Source organism: Streptomyces sp. NPDC002176 (assembly GCF_044903645.1).
In the GTDB taxonomy this organism is placed as follows: Bacteria; Actinomycetota; Actinomycetes; order Streptomycetales; family Streptomycetaceae; genus Streptomyces.
Genome location: NZ_JBJDQW010000006.1, coordinates 378823 through 393177 on the forward strand (window position 1 = coordinate 378823; position 14355 = coordinate 393177).

Here is a 14355-nt window from a genome sequence, read left to right on the forward strand (position 1 = left end):
TCCGTCAATCGGCTCCCCCCGGCCAGGGCCGCCCGTACGCTGAAGAGCGGTACCGGTGGGGGCCGGTGACCGATCAGGGGGCGGGACGGGCGGGTACGGCGACCGCGCCGGGGGTAGCACTTTCCGCGACGACGGCCGCCGCGTCGTCGCCGGGCCTGGGGTGACCCCTGCTCCGTGCGGAGCCTGGGGATAGGGGGTTTCGTGGTTCGCATCCGAGTGCTGGTCGTGGACGACCACCGCATCTTCGCCGAGTCGCTGGCGGCGGCGCTCGCCGCCGAGCCCGATGTGGAGGTGTCCGCCGCGGGCAGCGGCCCGGCCGCGCTGCGCTGCCTGGAGCGCGCCGCCGCGGAGGGCCGCCGTTACGACGTCCTGCTCGTCGACGCCGACCTCGGCCACGTACTGCCCGGCGGCCGGGCGGCCGTACCGGTGCAGGCGGGCGACGCGGAGGGCCTGGTCGACGGGATCTCGCTGGTCGCCGGGGTGCGCTCGGCGCAGGCCGGGGTGCGCACGGTGGTCCTCGCGGAGAAGGACGACCCCCGCCGGGCCGCCCTCGCGCTCCAGGCCGGGGCCAGCGGCTGGGTCGCCAAGGACTGCTCGCTGTCCCGGCTGCTGACCGTGATCCGGGGCGTGCTGCGGGACGAGACGCATCTGCCTGCCGCGCTGCTCACCGGCGTGCTCAAGGAGCTGACGGCGGCGCGCAGGCACCGCAGCGAGAGCGAGCGGCTGGTGCAGTCGCTGACCCCGCGCGAGCGGGAGGTGCTGCGCTGCATGGTCGCGGGGCTCGGCCGGAAGGCGGTCGCTGAGCGGCTGTTCCTCTCCCCGCACACCGTGCGCACCCATATGCAGAACGTGCTGGGCAAGCTCGGTGTGCACTCCACGCTGGCCGCCGTGGCGCTGGCCCGGCGGGCCGGGGTGGGCCCGGTCGACCTAACCGGGGACGTTGTCGAACGGGGCGGTCAACTGGCGTAGCAGCCCGGCGAGTTCGCCGCGCTGGGCGCGGGACAGCTCGCCGAGGATGGCCCGCTCCTGGGCCAGCAGGCCCGCCAGTGCCTCGTCCGCGCGGTCCCGGCCGGTGTCGGTCAGTCGCACCAGCACACCGCGCCGGTCGCTGGGGTCGGGCAGCCGCTCGACGAGGCCCTTCTTGGCGAGCCGGTCGATCCGGTTGGTCATCGTGCCCGAGGTGACCAGCGTCTGGGTCAGCAGCTGTCCGGGGGAGAGCTGGTACGGGGTCCCGGCGCGGCGCAGCGCGGTCAGCACGTCGAACTCCCAGGGCTCCAGCTGGTGCTCGGAGAAGGCGAGCCGACGGGCGCGGTCCAGGTGCCGGGCCAGCCTGCTCACCCGGCTCAGCACTTCCAGTGGTTCCACGTCGAGGTCCGGGCGCTCCCGGCGCCATGCTGCGACCAGCCGATCGACCTCGTCCTCCATGGAGATCAGTGTAGTGGTTGTGTCGACGTGAAGTCTCTTGAGGCTGAGTATCTTGACATCGAGATACTTGGTCGGGAAGGTGGGGCCCATGACGACGACACCCTCCTGGGACCCCGCCCAGTACCTCCGTCACTCCGGCCACCGGCTGCGCCCGTTCATGGACCTCCTGGCCCGCGTCCCCGGCCTGCCGTCCGAACGGCCCCGGATCGCCGACCTCGGCTGCGGCCCCGGCAACGCCACCGCCCTGCTCGCCGAGCGCTGGTCCGGCGCGAGCGTCACCGGCTACGACAACTCGCCCGAGATGCTGGAGCGCGCCCGCGCCGAGCACACGGGGCTGGACTTCGCCTTCGCCGACGCCCGCACCTGGACGCCCGAGGGCCCGCACGACCTGCTCTTCTCCAACGCCACCCTGCAGTGGGTGCCGGGCCACCTCGACCGGTTCGCGGAGTGGACCGACGCGCTGAAGCCGGGCGGGGTGTTCGCCTTCCAGGTGCCGGACAACACCGACGCCCCGCTGCACGCCCTGATGCGCGAACTGGCCGCCACGCCCCGCTGGGCACCCCGCCTGGCCGACATCCTGCGCGCCCCCGACTCCGTCCACGCCCCCGGCGTCTACCTGGACCGCCTGGCCCGCCTCGGCTGCGCCACCGACGTCTGGCAGACCACGTACCAGCACGTCCTCCCCGGCGAGGACCCGGTCCTGGACTGGGTCAAGGGCACCGGCCTCCGCCCCGCCCTGACCACCCTCGCGGACGACCCGGAGGCCCGGGACGCCTTCGTGACCGAGTACCGCGACCTGCTCCGCGAGGCATACCCGACCGCCCCCTACGGCACGGTCCTCCCCTTCCGCCGCCTGTTCGCGGTCGCGGTGAAGGGGGTCTAGCTCTTGCGGTGCCCTATCAATCGGGGCTTCTGCTCCAGGCCGTCCAGGCCGTGCCAGGCGAGGTTGACCAGGTGGGCGGCCACCTCGGCCTTCTTGGGGCGGCGGACGTCCAGCCACCACTGGCCGGTCAGGGCGACCATGCCGACCAGGGCCTGGGCGTAGAGCGGGGCGAGCTTGGAGTCGAAGCCGCGGCTCTTGAACTCGCGGCCCAGGATGTCCTCCACCTGGGTGGCGATGTCCGAGATCAGCGAGGCGAAGGAACCCGTGGACTGCGGGATGGGGGAGTCGCGGACGAGGATGCGGAAACCGTCCGTGTACTCCTCGATGTAGTCCAGCAGCGCGAACGCGGCCTGCTCGCACAGCTCACGGGGGTGACCGGCGGTGAGCGAGCCGGTGACCATGTCGAGCAGGCACCGCATCTCCCGGTCCACCACGACCGCGTACAGCCCCTCCTTGCCGCCGAAGTGCTCGTACACCACCGGCTTGGAGACCCCGGCCTTGGCCGCGATCTCCTCCACCGACGTGCCTTCGAAGCCCTTCGCCGCGAACAGGGTCCGGCCGATCTCCAGCAGCTGCTGGCGGCGCTCCGCACCGGTCATACGGGTCCGGCGGGTCCGCCGCGTCTTGTCGTTGCTCGAGGTGCTGCTGGAGTCGGTGGCCACGGCGTCAATCATGCCGCCTTCGCGGCGGCCTTCCCGCGCCGGGCGGAACCGTCGCCGTCGGTACGGCGCGCGTCGATGCGCGAGCGGGACGGCCAGCGCACGTCATACGCCCAGCCGAGCTTCTCGAACCAGCGGATGATCCGGGCCGAGGAATCGATCTGCCCGCGCTCCACACCGTGCCGCGCCGAGGTCGGGTCGGCGTGGTGCAGGTTGTGCCAGGACTCGCCGCAGGACAGCACCGCCAGCCACCACACGTTGCCCGAGCGGTCGCGCGACTTGAACGGGCGCTTGCCCACCGCGTGGCAGATCGAGTTGATCGACCAGGTCACATGGTGCAGCAGCGCCACCCGGACGAGCGAGCCCCAGAAGAACCCGGTGAAGGCGCCCCACCAGGACATCGTCGCCAGCCCGCCGATCAGCGGGGGCAGCAACAGCGACACGAGGGTCCACAGCGCGAACTGGCGGGAGATCGCCCGCATGTCCGGGTCCTTGACCAGGTCCGGCGCGTACTTCTCCTGCGGGGTCTGCTCCTCGTCGAACATCCAGGCGATGTGGGCCCACCACAGGCCCTTCATCAGCGCGGGGAGCGTCTCCCCGAACCGCCACGGCGAGTGGGGGTCGCCCTCGGCGTCGGAGAACTTGTGGTGCCTGCGGTGGTCGGCCACCCAGCGCACCAGCGGACCCTCCACCGCCATCGACCCCATGATCGCCAGCGCGATCCTGAGCGGCCGCTTGGCCTTGAAGGAGCCGTGGGTGAAGTAGCGGTGGAAGCCGATCGTGATGCCGTGGCAGCCGAGGAAGTAGAAGAACACCAGCAGGCCCAGATCGAGCCAGCTCACCCCCCAGCCCCACACCAGCGGCACCGCCGCCAGCAGGGCCAGGAACGGCACGACGATGAACACGAGCAGCGCGATCTGCTCGATCGAACGCTTCTGTTCGCCGCCCAGCGTGGCGGAGGCGCCCTCGCTGGGGGCTTCGTCGATCACATCGGAACTTCGGGTGGTCATGCGCGTCCCCTGTGGGGTCGAGGGCGGGGGGTCGAGACGAGTGCCGGACGGGTTCGGACAGGTTCGGACAGGTGGAGAACGGACGGGACGTCCCTACGGTTCCGTAACCTACGGCGTCGTAAGTATGTCAGCGGTCAGGTCGGCGGCAAGAGCCCGAGATCCTGCGCGTCCGCCGGGACACCTATCCTGGGAAGCGGTCGGACAGCGCGGTCCGCTCTGTTTACTTCCCGGACGTTCCGGCCGGTATGCGGCGATTTGCCGTGTGATGGATGGGTGTCCGGGTTCCCTCCCGGATGAGCTTCAACACCGCAAGGAGCCGCACCTGTGAGCAGTGTCGACGACCAGACCCCCACCAACGGCCAAGCGCTGCGCGCCGACATCCGGCGCCTCGGCGACCTACTGGGCGAGACCCTCGTCCGCCAGGAGGGCCCCGAGCTGCTGGAGCTGGTCGAGAAGGTCCGCCGTCTCACCCGCGAGGACGGCGAGGCCGCGGCCGAGCTGCTGCGCGGCACCGAGCTGGAGACCGCCGCCAAGCTGGTGCGCGCCTTCTCCACCTACTTCCACCTCGCCAACGTCACCGAACAGGTGCACCGCGGCCGCGAGCTGCGCGCCCGCCGGGCCGCCGAGGGCGGCCTGCTCTCCCGCACCGCCGACCGGCTCAAGGACGCCGACCCCGAGCACCTGCGCGAGACGGTGCGCAACCTCAACGTGCGCCCGGTGTTCACCGCCCACCCCACCGAGGCCGCCCGCCGCTCGGTCCTCAACAAGCTCCGGCGTGTCGCCGAGCTCCTGGACACCCCCGTCCTCGACTCCGACCGCCGCCGCCACGACGTCCGGCTCGCCGAGAACATCGACCTCGTCTGGCAGACCGACGAACTGCGCGTGGTCCGCCCCGAGCCCACCGACGAGGCCCGCAACGCCATCTACTACCTGGACGAGCTGCACGCCGACGCCGTCGGCGACGTCCTGGAGGACCTCACCGCCGAGCTGGAGCGGGTCGGCGTCACCCTGCCGCCCGACACCCGCCCGCTGACCTTCGGCACCTGGATCGGCGGCGACCGCGACGGCAACCCCAACGTCACCCCCCAGGTCACCTGGGACGTGCTGATCCTCCAGCACGAGCACGGCATCAACGACGCGCTGGAGATGATCGACCAGCTGCGCGGCCTGCTCTCCAACTCCATCCGCTACGCCGGTGCCACCCAGGAACTCCTCACGTCCCTGGAAGCCGACCTGGAGCGCCTGCCGGAGATCAGCCCCCGCTACAAGCGGCTCAACGCCGAGGAGCCCTATCGGCTCAAGGCCACCGCGATCCGGCAGAAGCTGGAGAACACCAAGCAGCGCCTGGCCCGCAACACCCAGCACGAGGACGGCCGGGACTACCTCGGCACCGCCGAACTCCTCGCCGACCTGCGGATCATCCAGACCTCCCTGCGCGAGCACCGCGGCGCCCTCTTCGCCGACGGCCGCATCGACCGCGTCATCCGCACCCTGGCCGCCTTCGGCCTCCAGCTCGCCACCATGGACGTCCGCGAGCACGCCGACGCCCACCACCACGCCCTCGGCCAGCTCTTCGACCGGCTCGGCGAGGAGTCCTGGCGCTACGCGGACATGCCCCGCGAGTACCGCGCCAAGCTGCTCGCCAAGGAACTGCGCTCCCGCCGCCCGCTCGCCCCCAGCCCGGCCCCGGTCGACGAGGCCGCCGCCAAGACCCTCGGCGTCTTCCAGACCGTCAAGCGCGCCCTGGAGGTCTTCGGACCCGAGGTCATCGAGTCGTACATCATCTCCATGTGCCAGGGCGCCGACGACGTCTTCGCCGCCACCGTGCTGGCCCGCGAGGCCGGACTGCTCGACCTGCACGCGGGCTGGGCCAAGATCGGCATCGTGCCGCTGCTGGAGACCACCGACGAGCTGAAGGCCGCCGACACCATCCTGGAGGACATGCTCTCCGACCCGTCCTACCGGCGCCTGGTCGCGCTGCGCGGGGACGTCCAGGAGGTCATGCTCGGCTACTCCGACTCCTCCAAGTTCGGCGGCATCACCACCAGCCAGTGGGAGATCCACCGCGCCCAGCGCCGACTGCGCGACGTCGCCCACCGCTACGGCGTCCGGCTGCGCCTCTTCCACGGCCGCGGCGGCACCGTCGGCCGCGGCGGCGGCCCCTCGCACGACGCGATCCTCGCCCAGCCCTGGGGCACCCTGGAGGGCGAGATCAAGGTGACCGAGCAGGGCGAGGTCATCTCCGACAAGTACCTGATCCCCTCCCTCGCCCGGGAGAACCTGGAACTGACGGTCGCCGCCACCCTCCAGGCGTCCGCCCTGCACACCGCCCCCCGCCAGTCCGACGAGGCCCTCGCCCGCTGGGACGCGGCCATGGACGTCGTCTCCGAAGCCGCCCACACCGCCTACCGCCGCCTGGTCGAGGACCCCGACCTGCCGACGTACTTCCTCGCCTCCACCCCCGTCGACCAGCTCGCCGAACTCCACCTGGGCTCGCGGCCCTCCCGCCGCCCCGGCTCCGGTGTCTCGCTCGACGGACTGCGCGCCATCCCGTGGGTGTTCGGCTGGACCCAGTCCCGGCAGATCGTGCCCGGCTGGTTCGGCGTCGGCTCCGGCCTCAAGGCCCTGCGCGAGGCGGGCCTGCGGCAGGAAGGGGACACCGTGCTCGGCGAGATGCACGAACAGTGGCACTTCTTCCGGAACTTCATCTCCAACGTCGAGATGACCCTCGCCAAGACCGACCTGCGCATCGCCCAGCACTACGTCGACACCCTCGTCCCCGACGAGCTGAAGCACGTCTTCGACACCATCAAGGCCGAGCACGAGCTGACCGTCGCCGAGGTGCTGCGCATCACCGGCGAGCAGGAACTCCTCGACGCCCAGCCCGAGTTGCGGCAGACCTTCGCCATCCGCGACGCCTACCTGGACCCGATCTCCTACCTCCAGGTCGCCCTGCTCAAGCGCCAGCGCGACGAGGCCGCCGCCGACCAGGAACCCGACCCCACTCTCGGCCGCGCCCTGCTGCTCACCGTCAACGGTGTCGCGGCCGGACTGCGCAACACCGGCTGACCGACACGCGCGTACGACGGTGCCCCCGGACCATGTCAGGTCCGGGGGCACCGGCGTGTCAGGAGAGTACGAAGGCCGCCGTCAGCAGGCCCGCGCCCGCCAGACCCAGCACCCAGGCCAGCCGGGGCATCCGCATCCCGCCCGCCACCACCACCGAGGCCAGCAGCAGCGCCCCGCCCAGCGGCAGCCAGGCCAGCAGCACACCCGCCACACCCGCGCGCACGGCGACATCCGTACCGGGCTCCAGGACGACGTCGTAGCCGTGCCCCTCGCGCACCATCACCGACCGCTCGATCCGGACCGAGGGCCGCGCCGTGGCGCCCGGCGACAGCGGCTCGAACGTGCCCTCGCAGCGCTCCGGCAGACAGTCCGTCACCGTCAGCGTGCCGCGCTCGCGCCCCTTGGGCAGCATCGCGTGCTGCGCGGTCCCCCAGGACCCCCACGCCCCGGCGAACACGATCAACGCGGCGAACATCCCCGCGACCACGACCCGGCCCCACCGGACGACGGACCCCGAACGCGCGGAACTGGCGGAGGCAGCAGGCATGGCCGGGATCATTGGCCATACCCCTACTGCGGGTCAACTCGGCGGCGCCGGACGCTACGCGTTGTACGCCGACTGCGCCCGCTCCAGCCCCTCCACCACCAGGCACTCCACCGCGTCCGCCGCCCGGTCCACGAAGTAGCCCAGCTCCTTGCGCTCCGCCGACGCGAAGTCCTTCAGCACGAAGTCCGCCACCTGCATCCGCCCCGGCGGCCTGCCGATCCCGAACCGCACCCGGTGATAGTCCGCGCCCATCGCCTTCGTCATCGACTTCAGACCGTTGTGCCCGTTGTCACCGCCGCCCAGCTTCAGCCGCAGCGCCCCGTAGTCGATGTCCAGCTCGTCATGGACCGCCACCACCTGGGAGAGCGGCACCTTGTAGAAGTCCCGCAGCGCGTTCACCGGACCGCCCGACAGGTTCATGTACGACATCGGCTTCGCCAGGATCACCCGCCGGTTCGCCGGACCCACCGGACCGATCCGGCCCTCCAGCACCTGCGCCTGCGCCTTGCCCGACCGCTTGAACTTCCCGCCGATCCGCTCCGCGAGCAGATCCACCGCCATGAAACCGACGTTGTGCCGGTTCATCGCGTACTCCGGCCCCGGATTACCGAGCCCGACCACCAGCCAAGGGGCGTTTTCGGGGGTGCTCACGACCCACTCTCCTCGATATGCGCCAGCCGCCGCCCCCGCTGGACGGGGACGGCGGCTGACGGATGACTCAAGCCGGTGCGGCTCAGACCTCGGCGGACTCTTCGCCCTCGGCGGCGGCCTCGTCCTCGGCCGGCTCCTCGATCTGGGCGGCCAGGACCTGCAGGACGACGGCGTCGTCCTCGACGGCCAGGGAGACACCCTTGGGAAGCTTGATGTCCTTGGCGTGGATGGAGGCGCCGGCCTCCAGGCCCTCGACGGAGACCGTCAGCGACTCGGGGATGTGGGTGGCCTCGGCCTCGACCGGCAGCGCGTTCAGCACGTGCTCGAGCAGGTTGCCGCCCGGCGCCAGCTCGCCCTCGGCGACGACCGGGACCTCGACGGTGACCTTCTCGCCACGCTTGACCAGCAGCAGGTCGACGTGCTCCAGGAAGCCCTTCAGCGGGTCGCGCTGCACGGACTTCGGGATCGCCAGCTCGTTGGTCTTGCCGTCGATGTCCAGGGCGATCAGGACGTTCGGCGTACGCAGGGCGAGCAGCAGCTCGTGGCCCGGCAGGGAGATGTGCAGCGGCTCGGAACCGTGGCCGTAGAGCACACCGGGAACCTTGTTGTCACGGCGGATGCGACGGGCGGCACCCTTGCCGAACTCGGTGCGGGTCTCGGCGGCGAGCTTGACCTCGGACATACGGATCACTCCTCGTACAGGTAGGTGTGGAGGTGGTCACCCGGCCACGAACGGCCTGCTACGAAGAGCGCGTCGATAACGGACAACCGGCACCCGTGGAACACACGAGCGCGGCCTCCCTCGCCGAGCAACTGTCGCAGTCTACTCGGCAAGGGGGCCGCGCCCAAAAGGATCTTCCCAGGCCGCCTCAGCAGGCCCGCAGAAACCTCACTGCTCGTCGAAGAGGCTCGTCACCGAGCCGTCCTCGAACACCTCACGCACCGCGCTGGCGATCGTCCCGGCGATCGACAGCACCGTGATCTTGTCCAGGTCCGCCGCCAGCTCACCCGGCGTCGGCAGCGTGTCGGTGAACACGAACTCGCTCACCCGCGAGTTCTTCAGCCGGTCCGCCGCCGGACCCGACAGCACACCGTGCGTCGCCGTCACGATGACGTCCTCCGCCCCGTGCGCGAACAGCGCGTCCGCCGCGGCACAGATCGTGCCACCCGTGTCGATCATGTCGTCGACCAGGACACACACCCGGCCCTCGACCTCACCCACGACCTCGTGGACCGTGACCTGGTTCGCCACGTCCTTGTCCCGGCGCTTGTGCACGATCGCCAGCGGCGCACCGAGACGGTCGCACCAGCGGTCGGCCACCCGCACCCGGCCCGCGTCCGGGGACACCACGGTCAGCTTCGACCGGTCCACCTTCGCGCCCACGTAGTCCGCCAGCAGCGGCAGCGCGAACAGGTGGTCCACCGGACCGTCGAAGAAGCCCTGGATCTGGTCCGTGTGCAGATCCACGGTCAGGATGCGGTCCGCACCCGCCGTCTTCATCAGGTCCGCGATCAGCCGCGCCGAGATCGGCTCACGGCCACGGTGCTTCTTGTCCTGCCGGGCGTACCCGTAGAACGGCACGATCACCGTGATGGAGCGCGCCGACGCCCGCTTCAGCGCGTCGATCATGATCAACTGCTCCATGATCCACTTGTTGATCGGCGCCGTGTGGCTCTGGATCAGGAAACAGTCCGCTCCTCGCGCCGACTCCTGATAACGCACATAGATCTCACCGTTGGCGAAGTCGAACGCCTTGGTCGGGACGACCCCCACACCGAGCTTGTGAGCGACCTCCTCGGCAAGTTCGGGGTGGGCGCGGCCGGAGAAGAACATCATCTTCTTCTCGCCGGTCGTCTTGATCCCGGTCACAGCACTGTCTCCTCAGAGGTTCTCAGCCAGCCGCCGGCCAAGCGTCCTCTCGACGGGGCACGAGAGGGCCGAATCGGCTGGTAGGGGTGCGGTTGTGCACTTATCACGGTACGCCGTGTTTGACGCAGCCGTTTCCGACGAGCCTTCCCTCAGCCCTCGTCCACGCCCGGCCGGGACGCCGCCTCCGCCGCCTTCGCGGCCGCGCTCCCCGGACGCTTACGAGCCACCCAGCCCTCGATATTCCGCTGCTGACCACGGGCCACGGCCAGGGAACCGGGCGGCACATCCTTCGTGATCACGGACCCCGCACCGGTGTACGCGCCGTCCCCGACCGTGACAGGAGCCACAAACATGTTGTCCGAACCGGTCTTGCAATGCGACCCCACCGTGGTGTGGTGCTTGCTCTCACCGTCATAGTTCACGAACACGCTCGCCGCGCCGATGTTGGTGAAGTCACCGATCGTCGCGTCCCCCACGTACGACAGATGCGGAACCTTCGTCCCCTCACCGATCGACGCGTTCTTCGTCTCCACGTACGTACCGATCTTCGCCTTCACCCCCAGCCGCGTACCCGGCCGCAGATACGCGTACGGACCCACCGTCGCGCCCTCACCGACCACCGCGCCGTCCGCCACCGTGTTGTCCACCCGCGCGCCCGCGCCCACCACGGTGTCGTTCAGACGGCTGTTCGGGCCGACCTCCGCGTCCTGGTCGATCCGCGTGGCACCGGTCAGCTGCGTACCCGGGTGCACCACCACGTCACGGCCGAAACCGACCGTCACGTCCACCCACGTCGTCGCCGGGTCCACCACGGTCACACCGCCCAGCATCGCGGCCGTCAGCAGACGGTCGTTCAGCGTCCGGCGCGCCTCCGCCAGCTGCACCCGGTTGTTGATCCCGGCGATCTCCCGGTGGTCACCGGCCACCGACGCGCCGACCCGGTGCCCGGCCGCCCGCAGGATGCCCAGCACATCGGTCAGATACTCCTCACCCTGACTGTTGTCCGTACGCACCTCCTTCAGCGCCTGGGCCAGCAACCGGCCGTCGAACGCGAACACACCGCTGTTGATCTCACGGATCGCCCGCTGCTCGTCAGTCGCGTCCTTGTGCTCCACGATCGCCGTCACCGCGCCGCTCGCGCCGTCCCGCACGATCCGGCCGTAACCGGTCGCGTCCGGGACCTCGGCGGTCAGCACGGTCACCGCGTTGCCGTCGGTGTCGTGGGTGCCGGTGAGGGCGGCCAGGGTGTCCGCGGTCAGCAGGGGGGTGTCGCCGCAGACCACCACGACGGTGCCGTCCACCGGGCCGCCCAGCTCCTCCAGCGCCCTGCGCACCGCGTGCCCGGTGCCGTTCTGCTGCTCCTGCACGGCCGTGCGGACGCCGGGGTCGATCTCCGCGAGGTGCGCGGCGACCTGCTCACGGGCGTGACCGACGACGACCACCAGCTCGGCGGGGTCCAGTTCACGGGAGGCGGCCAGTACATGACCGACCAGGGAGCGGCCGCAGATCTGGTGCAGGACCTTCGGTGTGGCCGACTTCATACGGGTGCCCTCACCCGCTGCGAGAACGACGACGGCTGCCGGGCGAATGGCGCTCACGGGGTTGCCTTTCGGCTCTGGGAAGAGGTGGTGACTGGCGGCAGAATACCGGGGGGTACTTCGGCGGACATGAGAGCGGGTCCCGCCGGGGGGTGTACCGGTCAGGACCCGAACTGAGGATGAGTGTGTTGTGGCTCCCGGGAGAGGATTCGAACCCCTATGAGTGGTACCAAAAACCACCGTCTTGCCCTTAGACGACCCGGGATTACCGCTATGTCCGATTTGCTAGATCGACTGCGGAGCCAGCACCTACTATGCCGTACCAGGCGCCTTCCATGCGACGGTACAGGTCTGCGCTTTGTCGGACGTAGACCACTAGGCAACCCCGGTAGGTGTCGCCGGTGTTCTTCCGGACCGTCCGCGGATTGTGCTTCTTCAGAGTGGCCCTGCTGAACGCCGCCACGTCGACTCCGACGACATCGGCCCAGAACTTCTCAGCGCTTCCGACATCCGCCGTCTCGTGGATGCTCACTCGCAGTGTCAGGCGGCTGCGCGGGACTTCCAGCAGGTCCAGCCAGCACAGGAACAGTCTGATCACATTGGGGTCGCTGTTGATGAACTGAAGCACTTCCGAGCGGCGGTGAGGCTTGTCCTTGGCCCCCTCGGCCCAATACAGGGCCACGCCCGCGATGAAGAGTTCACGCTTCGTGAGAGCCCCGATGGCGTCAGCCGCCGCCTGTTTGGTCGCCGCCCTGTCCTGATCCTGTGCGGCCCGCAGCCTTGCCAGACCCGCATTCATGCGGGCGCGCTGCTCCTCCGGACTGCACTTCGGCTCGGGTCGGGGTAGATCCCGCACCCACAGCGACACTGAACTCTTGGAACAGTCGAGCTGGGCTTGGATCTCGCTGTACGTCCACCCTTGTAGCCGGAGTTTCCGCGCCTGTTCCCGGAGGTCGTCCTTGGCGTTGGGGCGTTTGGTCCAGGCGGGGGCCGGTTCGCCGTGGACGAGGCGGTTGAGGAGGTCGTTGTTGTGGACCTTGAGGTGGTCGCGGATCTGGCGGAGGCTCATGCCCTGGCGGCGGAGGGCGATCGCCTGGGCCCGGAGGTTCTCGAAGTCGGCGTACTTGCCGGGCTTGCCTGCTGAATGTGCCATTTGCATATCGTTCGGGCGGAATATGGCGCTCCGGGAGCCCGTGCGGCGGAGTTCAGTAGTTCGAGTGACGGACGGGACGTGGTCCGGACGGGTAGGCGAAAGTCACCGGAAAAGCCGCCCTGGGCGCCCGTAGGCTGGAGGGCATGACCACGACGGGGGAAGACCACACCAGGGCGCCGACCGGCCCGTGGTGGTGGGAGAGACGGCGCGGTGCGGTGCTGGACGTCGGCCTCGCGCTGGCGTCGGCGGCGGAGTGCGGCGCGGAGGGTGTCCCGTTCGCGCGGGACGCGGGCCTGCCGCTGTGGCTCGGTGTCGCGTTCGGGGTGCTGGCGGGCTCGGTGCTGCTGGTGCGCCGGAAGTGGCCGGTCGCGGTGGTGCTGGTGGCGGTCGCGGTGACGCCCGCCGAGATGGGCCTCCTGATGGGCGTCGTCGGCCTGTACACGCTGGCGGCGTGCGAGCTGCCGCGCCGGGTGATCGTGGCGCTGGCGGGCATGTCGCTGGTGGGCACGATGATCGTGACGTTCGTGCGGGTGCGCCAGGACATGGCGCGCGGGGACCTGACGCTGGGCGACTGGTTCGTGCCGTTCGCGGCGGTGGCCACCTCGCTGGGTGTGACGGCGCCTCCGCTGCTGCTCGGGCTGTACGTGGGTGCGCGGCGCCGCCTGATGGAGAGCCTGCGGGAGCGGGCGGACAGTCTGGAGCGGGAGCTCCAGCTGCTCGCGGAGCGGGCGGAGGAGCGTGCGGAGTGGGCGCGGAGCGAGGAGCGTACGCGGATCGCGCGGGAGATGCATGACGTGGTGGCGCACCGGGTGAGTCTGATGGTGGTGCACGCGGCGGCGTTGCAGGCGGTGGCGCGTAAGGACCCGGAGAAGGCGGTGCGGAACGCGGCGCTGGTGGGGGACATGGGTCGGCAGGCGCTGACGGAGTTGCGGGAGATGCTCGGGGTGCTGCGGTCGGGGGGCGTGCGGCCGGACCCGGTGTCGGTGCCGTTGGTGGCGGTGGGGGTCGCGGCGGCGGAGGCGGCGTCGAAGGCGGCGGCCGAGGTGGTCGTGGTGGACGGGCCGTGGCTGTCGGAGCTGGAGGAGTTGGTGGGGCAGTCGGCGGCGGCCGGGATGGTGGTGGCGCTGTCGGTGGAGGGTGAGCTGCGGTCGTATCCGGCGGAGGTGGAGCAGACGGCGTACCGGGTGGTGCAGGAGGCGTTGACGAACGTCCACAAGCATGCGGCGGGTGCGAAGACGTATGTGCGGCTCGCGCATCGTTCGGCGGAGATCGCGATGCAGGTGGAGAACGATTCGCCGCCGGAGCCGGGGTCGGCGTCGGCGGGGTTGCCGTCGGGTGGCAATGGTCTGGTGGGGATGCGGGAGCGGGTCGTGTCGTTGGGGGGCGTGTTCGTGTCGGGTCCGACGGACGCGGGGGGTTTTCGGGTGTCGGCGGTGATTCCAGCGGCCTAGGAGCCCGGTTTTCCGGTGGCCCGCGGGCCGCGTTTTCCGGTGGCCGCTTCTGTCGTGTCCGGCGCTCAACCCTCGGTGTGTGGTGAATCCACCCATTGG

13 protein-coding genes and 1 tRNA gene are annotated in these 14355 nt (G+C 70.5%); 4 read left to right on the forward strand and 10 right to left on the reverse strand.

Translation table 11 applies throughout. From position 1 onward, the window contains the following. The first annotated feature begins 201 nt into the window (after positions 1–201). A complete protein-coding gene (locus tag ACI2LY_RS27425) occupies positions 202–969 on the forward strand; it encodes a LuxR C-terminal-related transcriptional regulator (protein ID WP_404709479.1) in 768 nt (255 codons plus the stop codon). Here the strand turns inward: ACI2LY_RS27425 and tamR are convergent. Next, complete coding sequence (gene tamR, locus ACI2LY_RS27430; RefSeq protein WP_030814668.1) at positions 928–1425, reverse strand: MarR family transcriptional regulator TamR; 498 nt, start codon at positions 1423–1425, stop codon at positions 928–930. The two genes, ACI2LY_RS27425 and tamR, sit on opposite strands and share 42 nt — an antisense overlap. 88 nt (positions 1426–1513) lie before the next feature. Between tamR and ACI2LY_RS27435 the strand changes: the two genes are divergently transcribed. Further along, positions 1514–2308, forward strand: coding sequence for a trans-aconitate 2-methyltransferase (locus ACI2LY_RS27435; RefSeq protein ID WP_404709480.1), 795 nt, complete (start codon positions 1514–1516; stop codon positions 2306–2308). Here ACI2LY_RS27435 and ACI2LY_RS27440 read toward each other — a convergent pair. Further along, entirely contained in the window at positions 2305–2982 is a 678-nt protein-coding gene (locus tag ACI2LY_RS27440) for a TetR family transcriptional regulator (protein ID WP_399717698.1), read from the reverse strand. The two genes, ACI2LY_RS27435 and ACI2LY_RS27440, sit on opposite strands and share 4 nt — an antisense overlap. Continuing rightward, positions 2979–3977 (reverse strand): acyl-CoA desaturase, encoded by a 999-nt coding sequence (locus ACI2LY_RS27445; RefSeq protein WP_404709481.1) that lies wholly within the window; start codon positions 3975–3977, stop codon positions 2979–2981. The genes ACI2LY_RS27440 and ACI2LY_RS27445 overlap by 4 nt, the downstream gene beginning before the upstream one ends. Before the next feature lie 324 nt (positions 3978–4301). Here ACI2LY_RS27445 and ppc point away from each other — a divergent pair, with 324 nt between their 5' ends. Next, positions 4302–7046, forward strand: a complete 2745-nt coding sequence (gene ppc / locus ACI2LY_RS27450; protein ID WP_404709482.1) for a phosphoenolpyruvate carboxylase — start codon at positions 4302–4304, stop codon at positions 7044–7046. A gap of 58 nt (positions 7047–7104) precedes the next feature. Here ppc and ACI2LY_RS27455 read toward each other — a convergent pair whose 3' ends face one another. The 7 genes from ACI2LY_RS27455 to ACI2LY_RS27485 form a co-directional block, all read right to left on the reverse strand. Then, entirely contained in the window at positions 7105–7593 is a 489-nt protein-coding gene (locus tag ACI2LY_RS27455; protein ID WP_404709483.1) for a hypothetical protein, read from the reverse strand. 54 nt (positions 7594–7647) lie between these two features. Beyond that, positions 7648–8244 (reverse strand): aminoacyl-tRNA hydrolase, encoded by a 597-nt coding sequence (gene pth / locus ACI2LY_RS27460; RefSeq protein ID WP_404709484.1) that lies wholly within the window; start codon positions 8242–8244, stop codon positions 7648–7650. Between the two features lie 82 nt (positions 8245–8326). Continuing rightward, positions 8327–8926 carry a 50S ribosomal protein L25/general stress protein Ctc gene (locus tag ACI2LY_RS27465; RefSeq protein ID WP_404709485.1) on the reverse strand — a complete coding sequence of 200 codons (600 nt, stop codon included), beginning with the start codon at positions 8924–8926 and terminating at the stop codon, positions 8327–8329. A 207-nt stretch (positions 8927–9133) separates the two neighbouring features. After that, entirely contained in the window at positions 9134–10114 is a 981-nt protein-coding gene (locus tag ACI2LY_RS27470) for a ribose-phosphate diphosphokinase (protein WP_389006642.1), read from the reverse strand. 149 nt (positions 10115–10263) lie between these two features. Beyond that, positions 10264–11712 (reverse strand): bifunctional UDP-N-acetylglucosamine diphosphorylase/glucosamine-1-phosphate N-acetyltransferase GlmU, encoded by a 1449-nt coding sequence (gene glmU, locus ACI2LY_RS27475; protein ID WP_404709486.1) that lies wholly within the window; start codon positions 11710–11712, stop codon positions 10264–10266. 131 nt (positions 11713–11843) lie between these two features. Beyond that, positions 11844–11917: transfer RNA gene (locus ACI2LY_RS27480), tRNA-Gln, on the reverse strand. Positions 11918–11923: 6 nt separating this feature from the next. After that, positions 11924–12805, reverse strand: a complete 882-nt coding sequence (locus ACI2LY_RS27485; RefSeq protein WP_404709487.1) for a helix-turn-helix domain-containing protein — start codon at positions 12803–12805, stop codon at positions 11924–11926. Between the two features lie 143 nt (positions 12806–12948). Between ACI2LY_RS27485 and ACI2LY_RS27490 the strand changes: the two genes are divergently transcribed. After that, entirely contained in the window at positions 12949–14256 is a 1308-nt protein-coding gene (locus ACI2LY_RS27490) for a sensor histidine kinase (protein ID WP_404709488.1), read from the forward strand. The last annotated feature ends 99 nt before the right edge of the window (positions 14257–14355 follow it).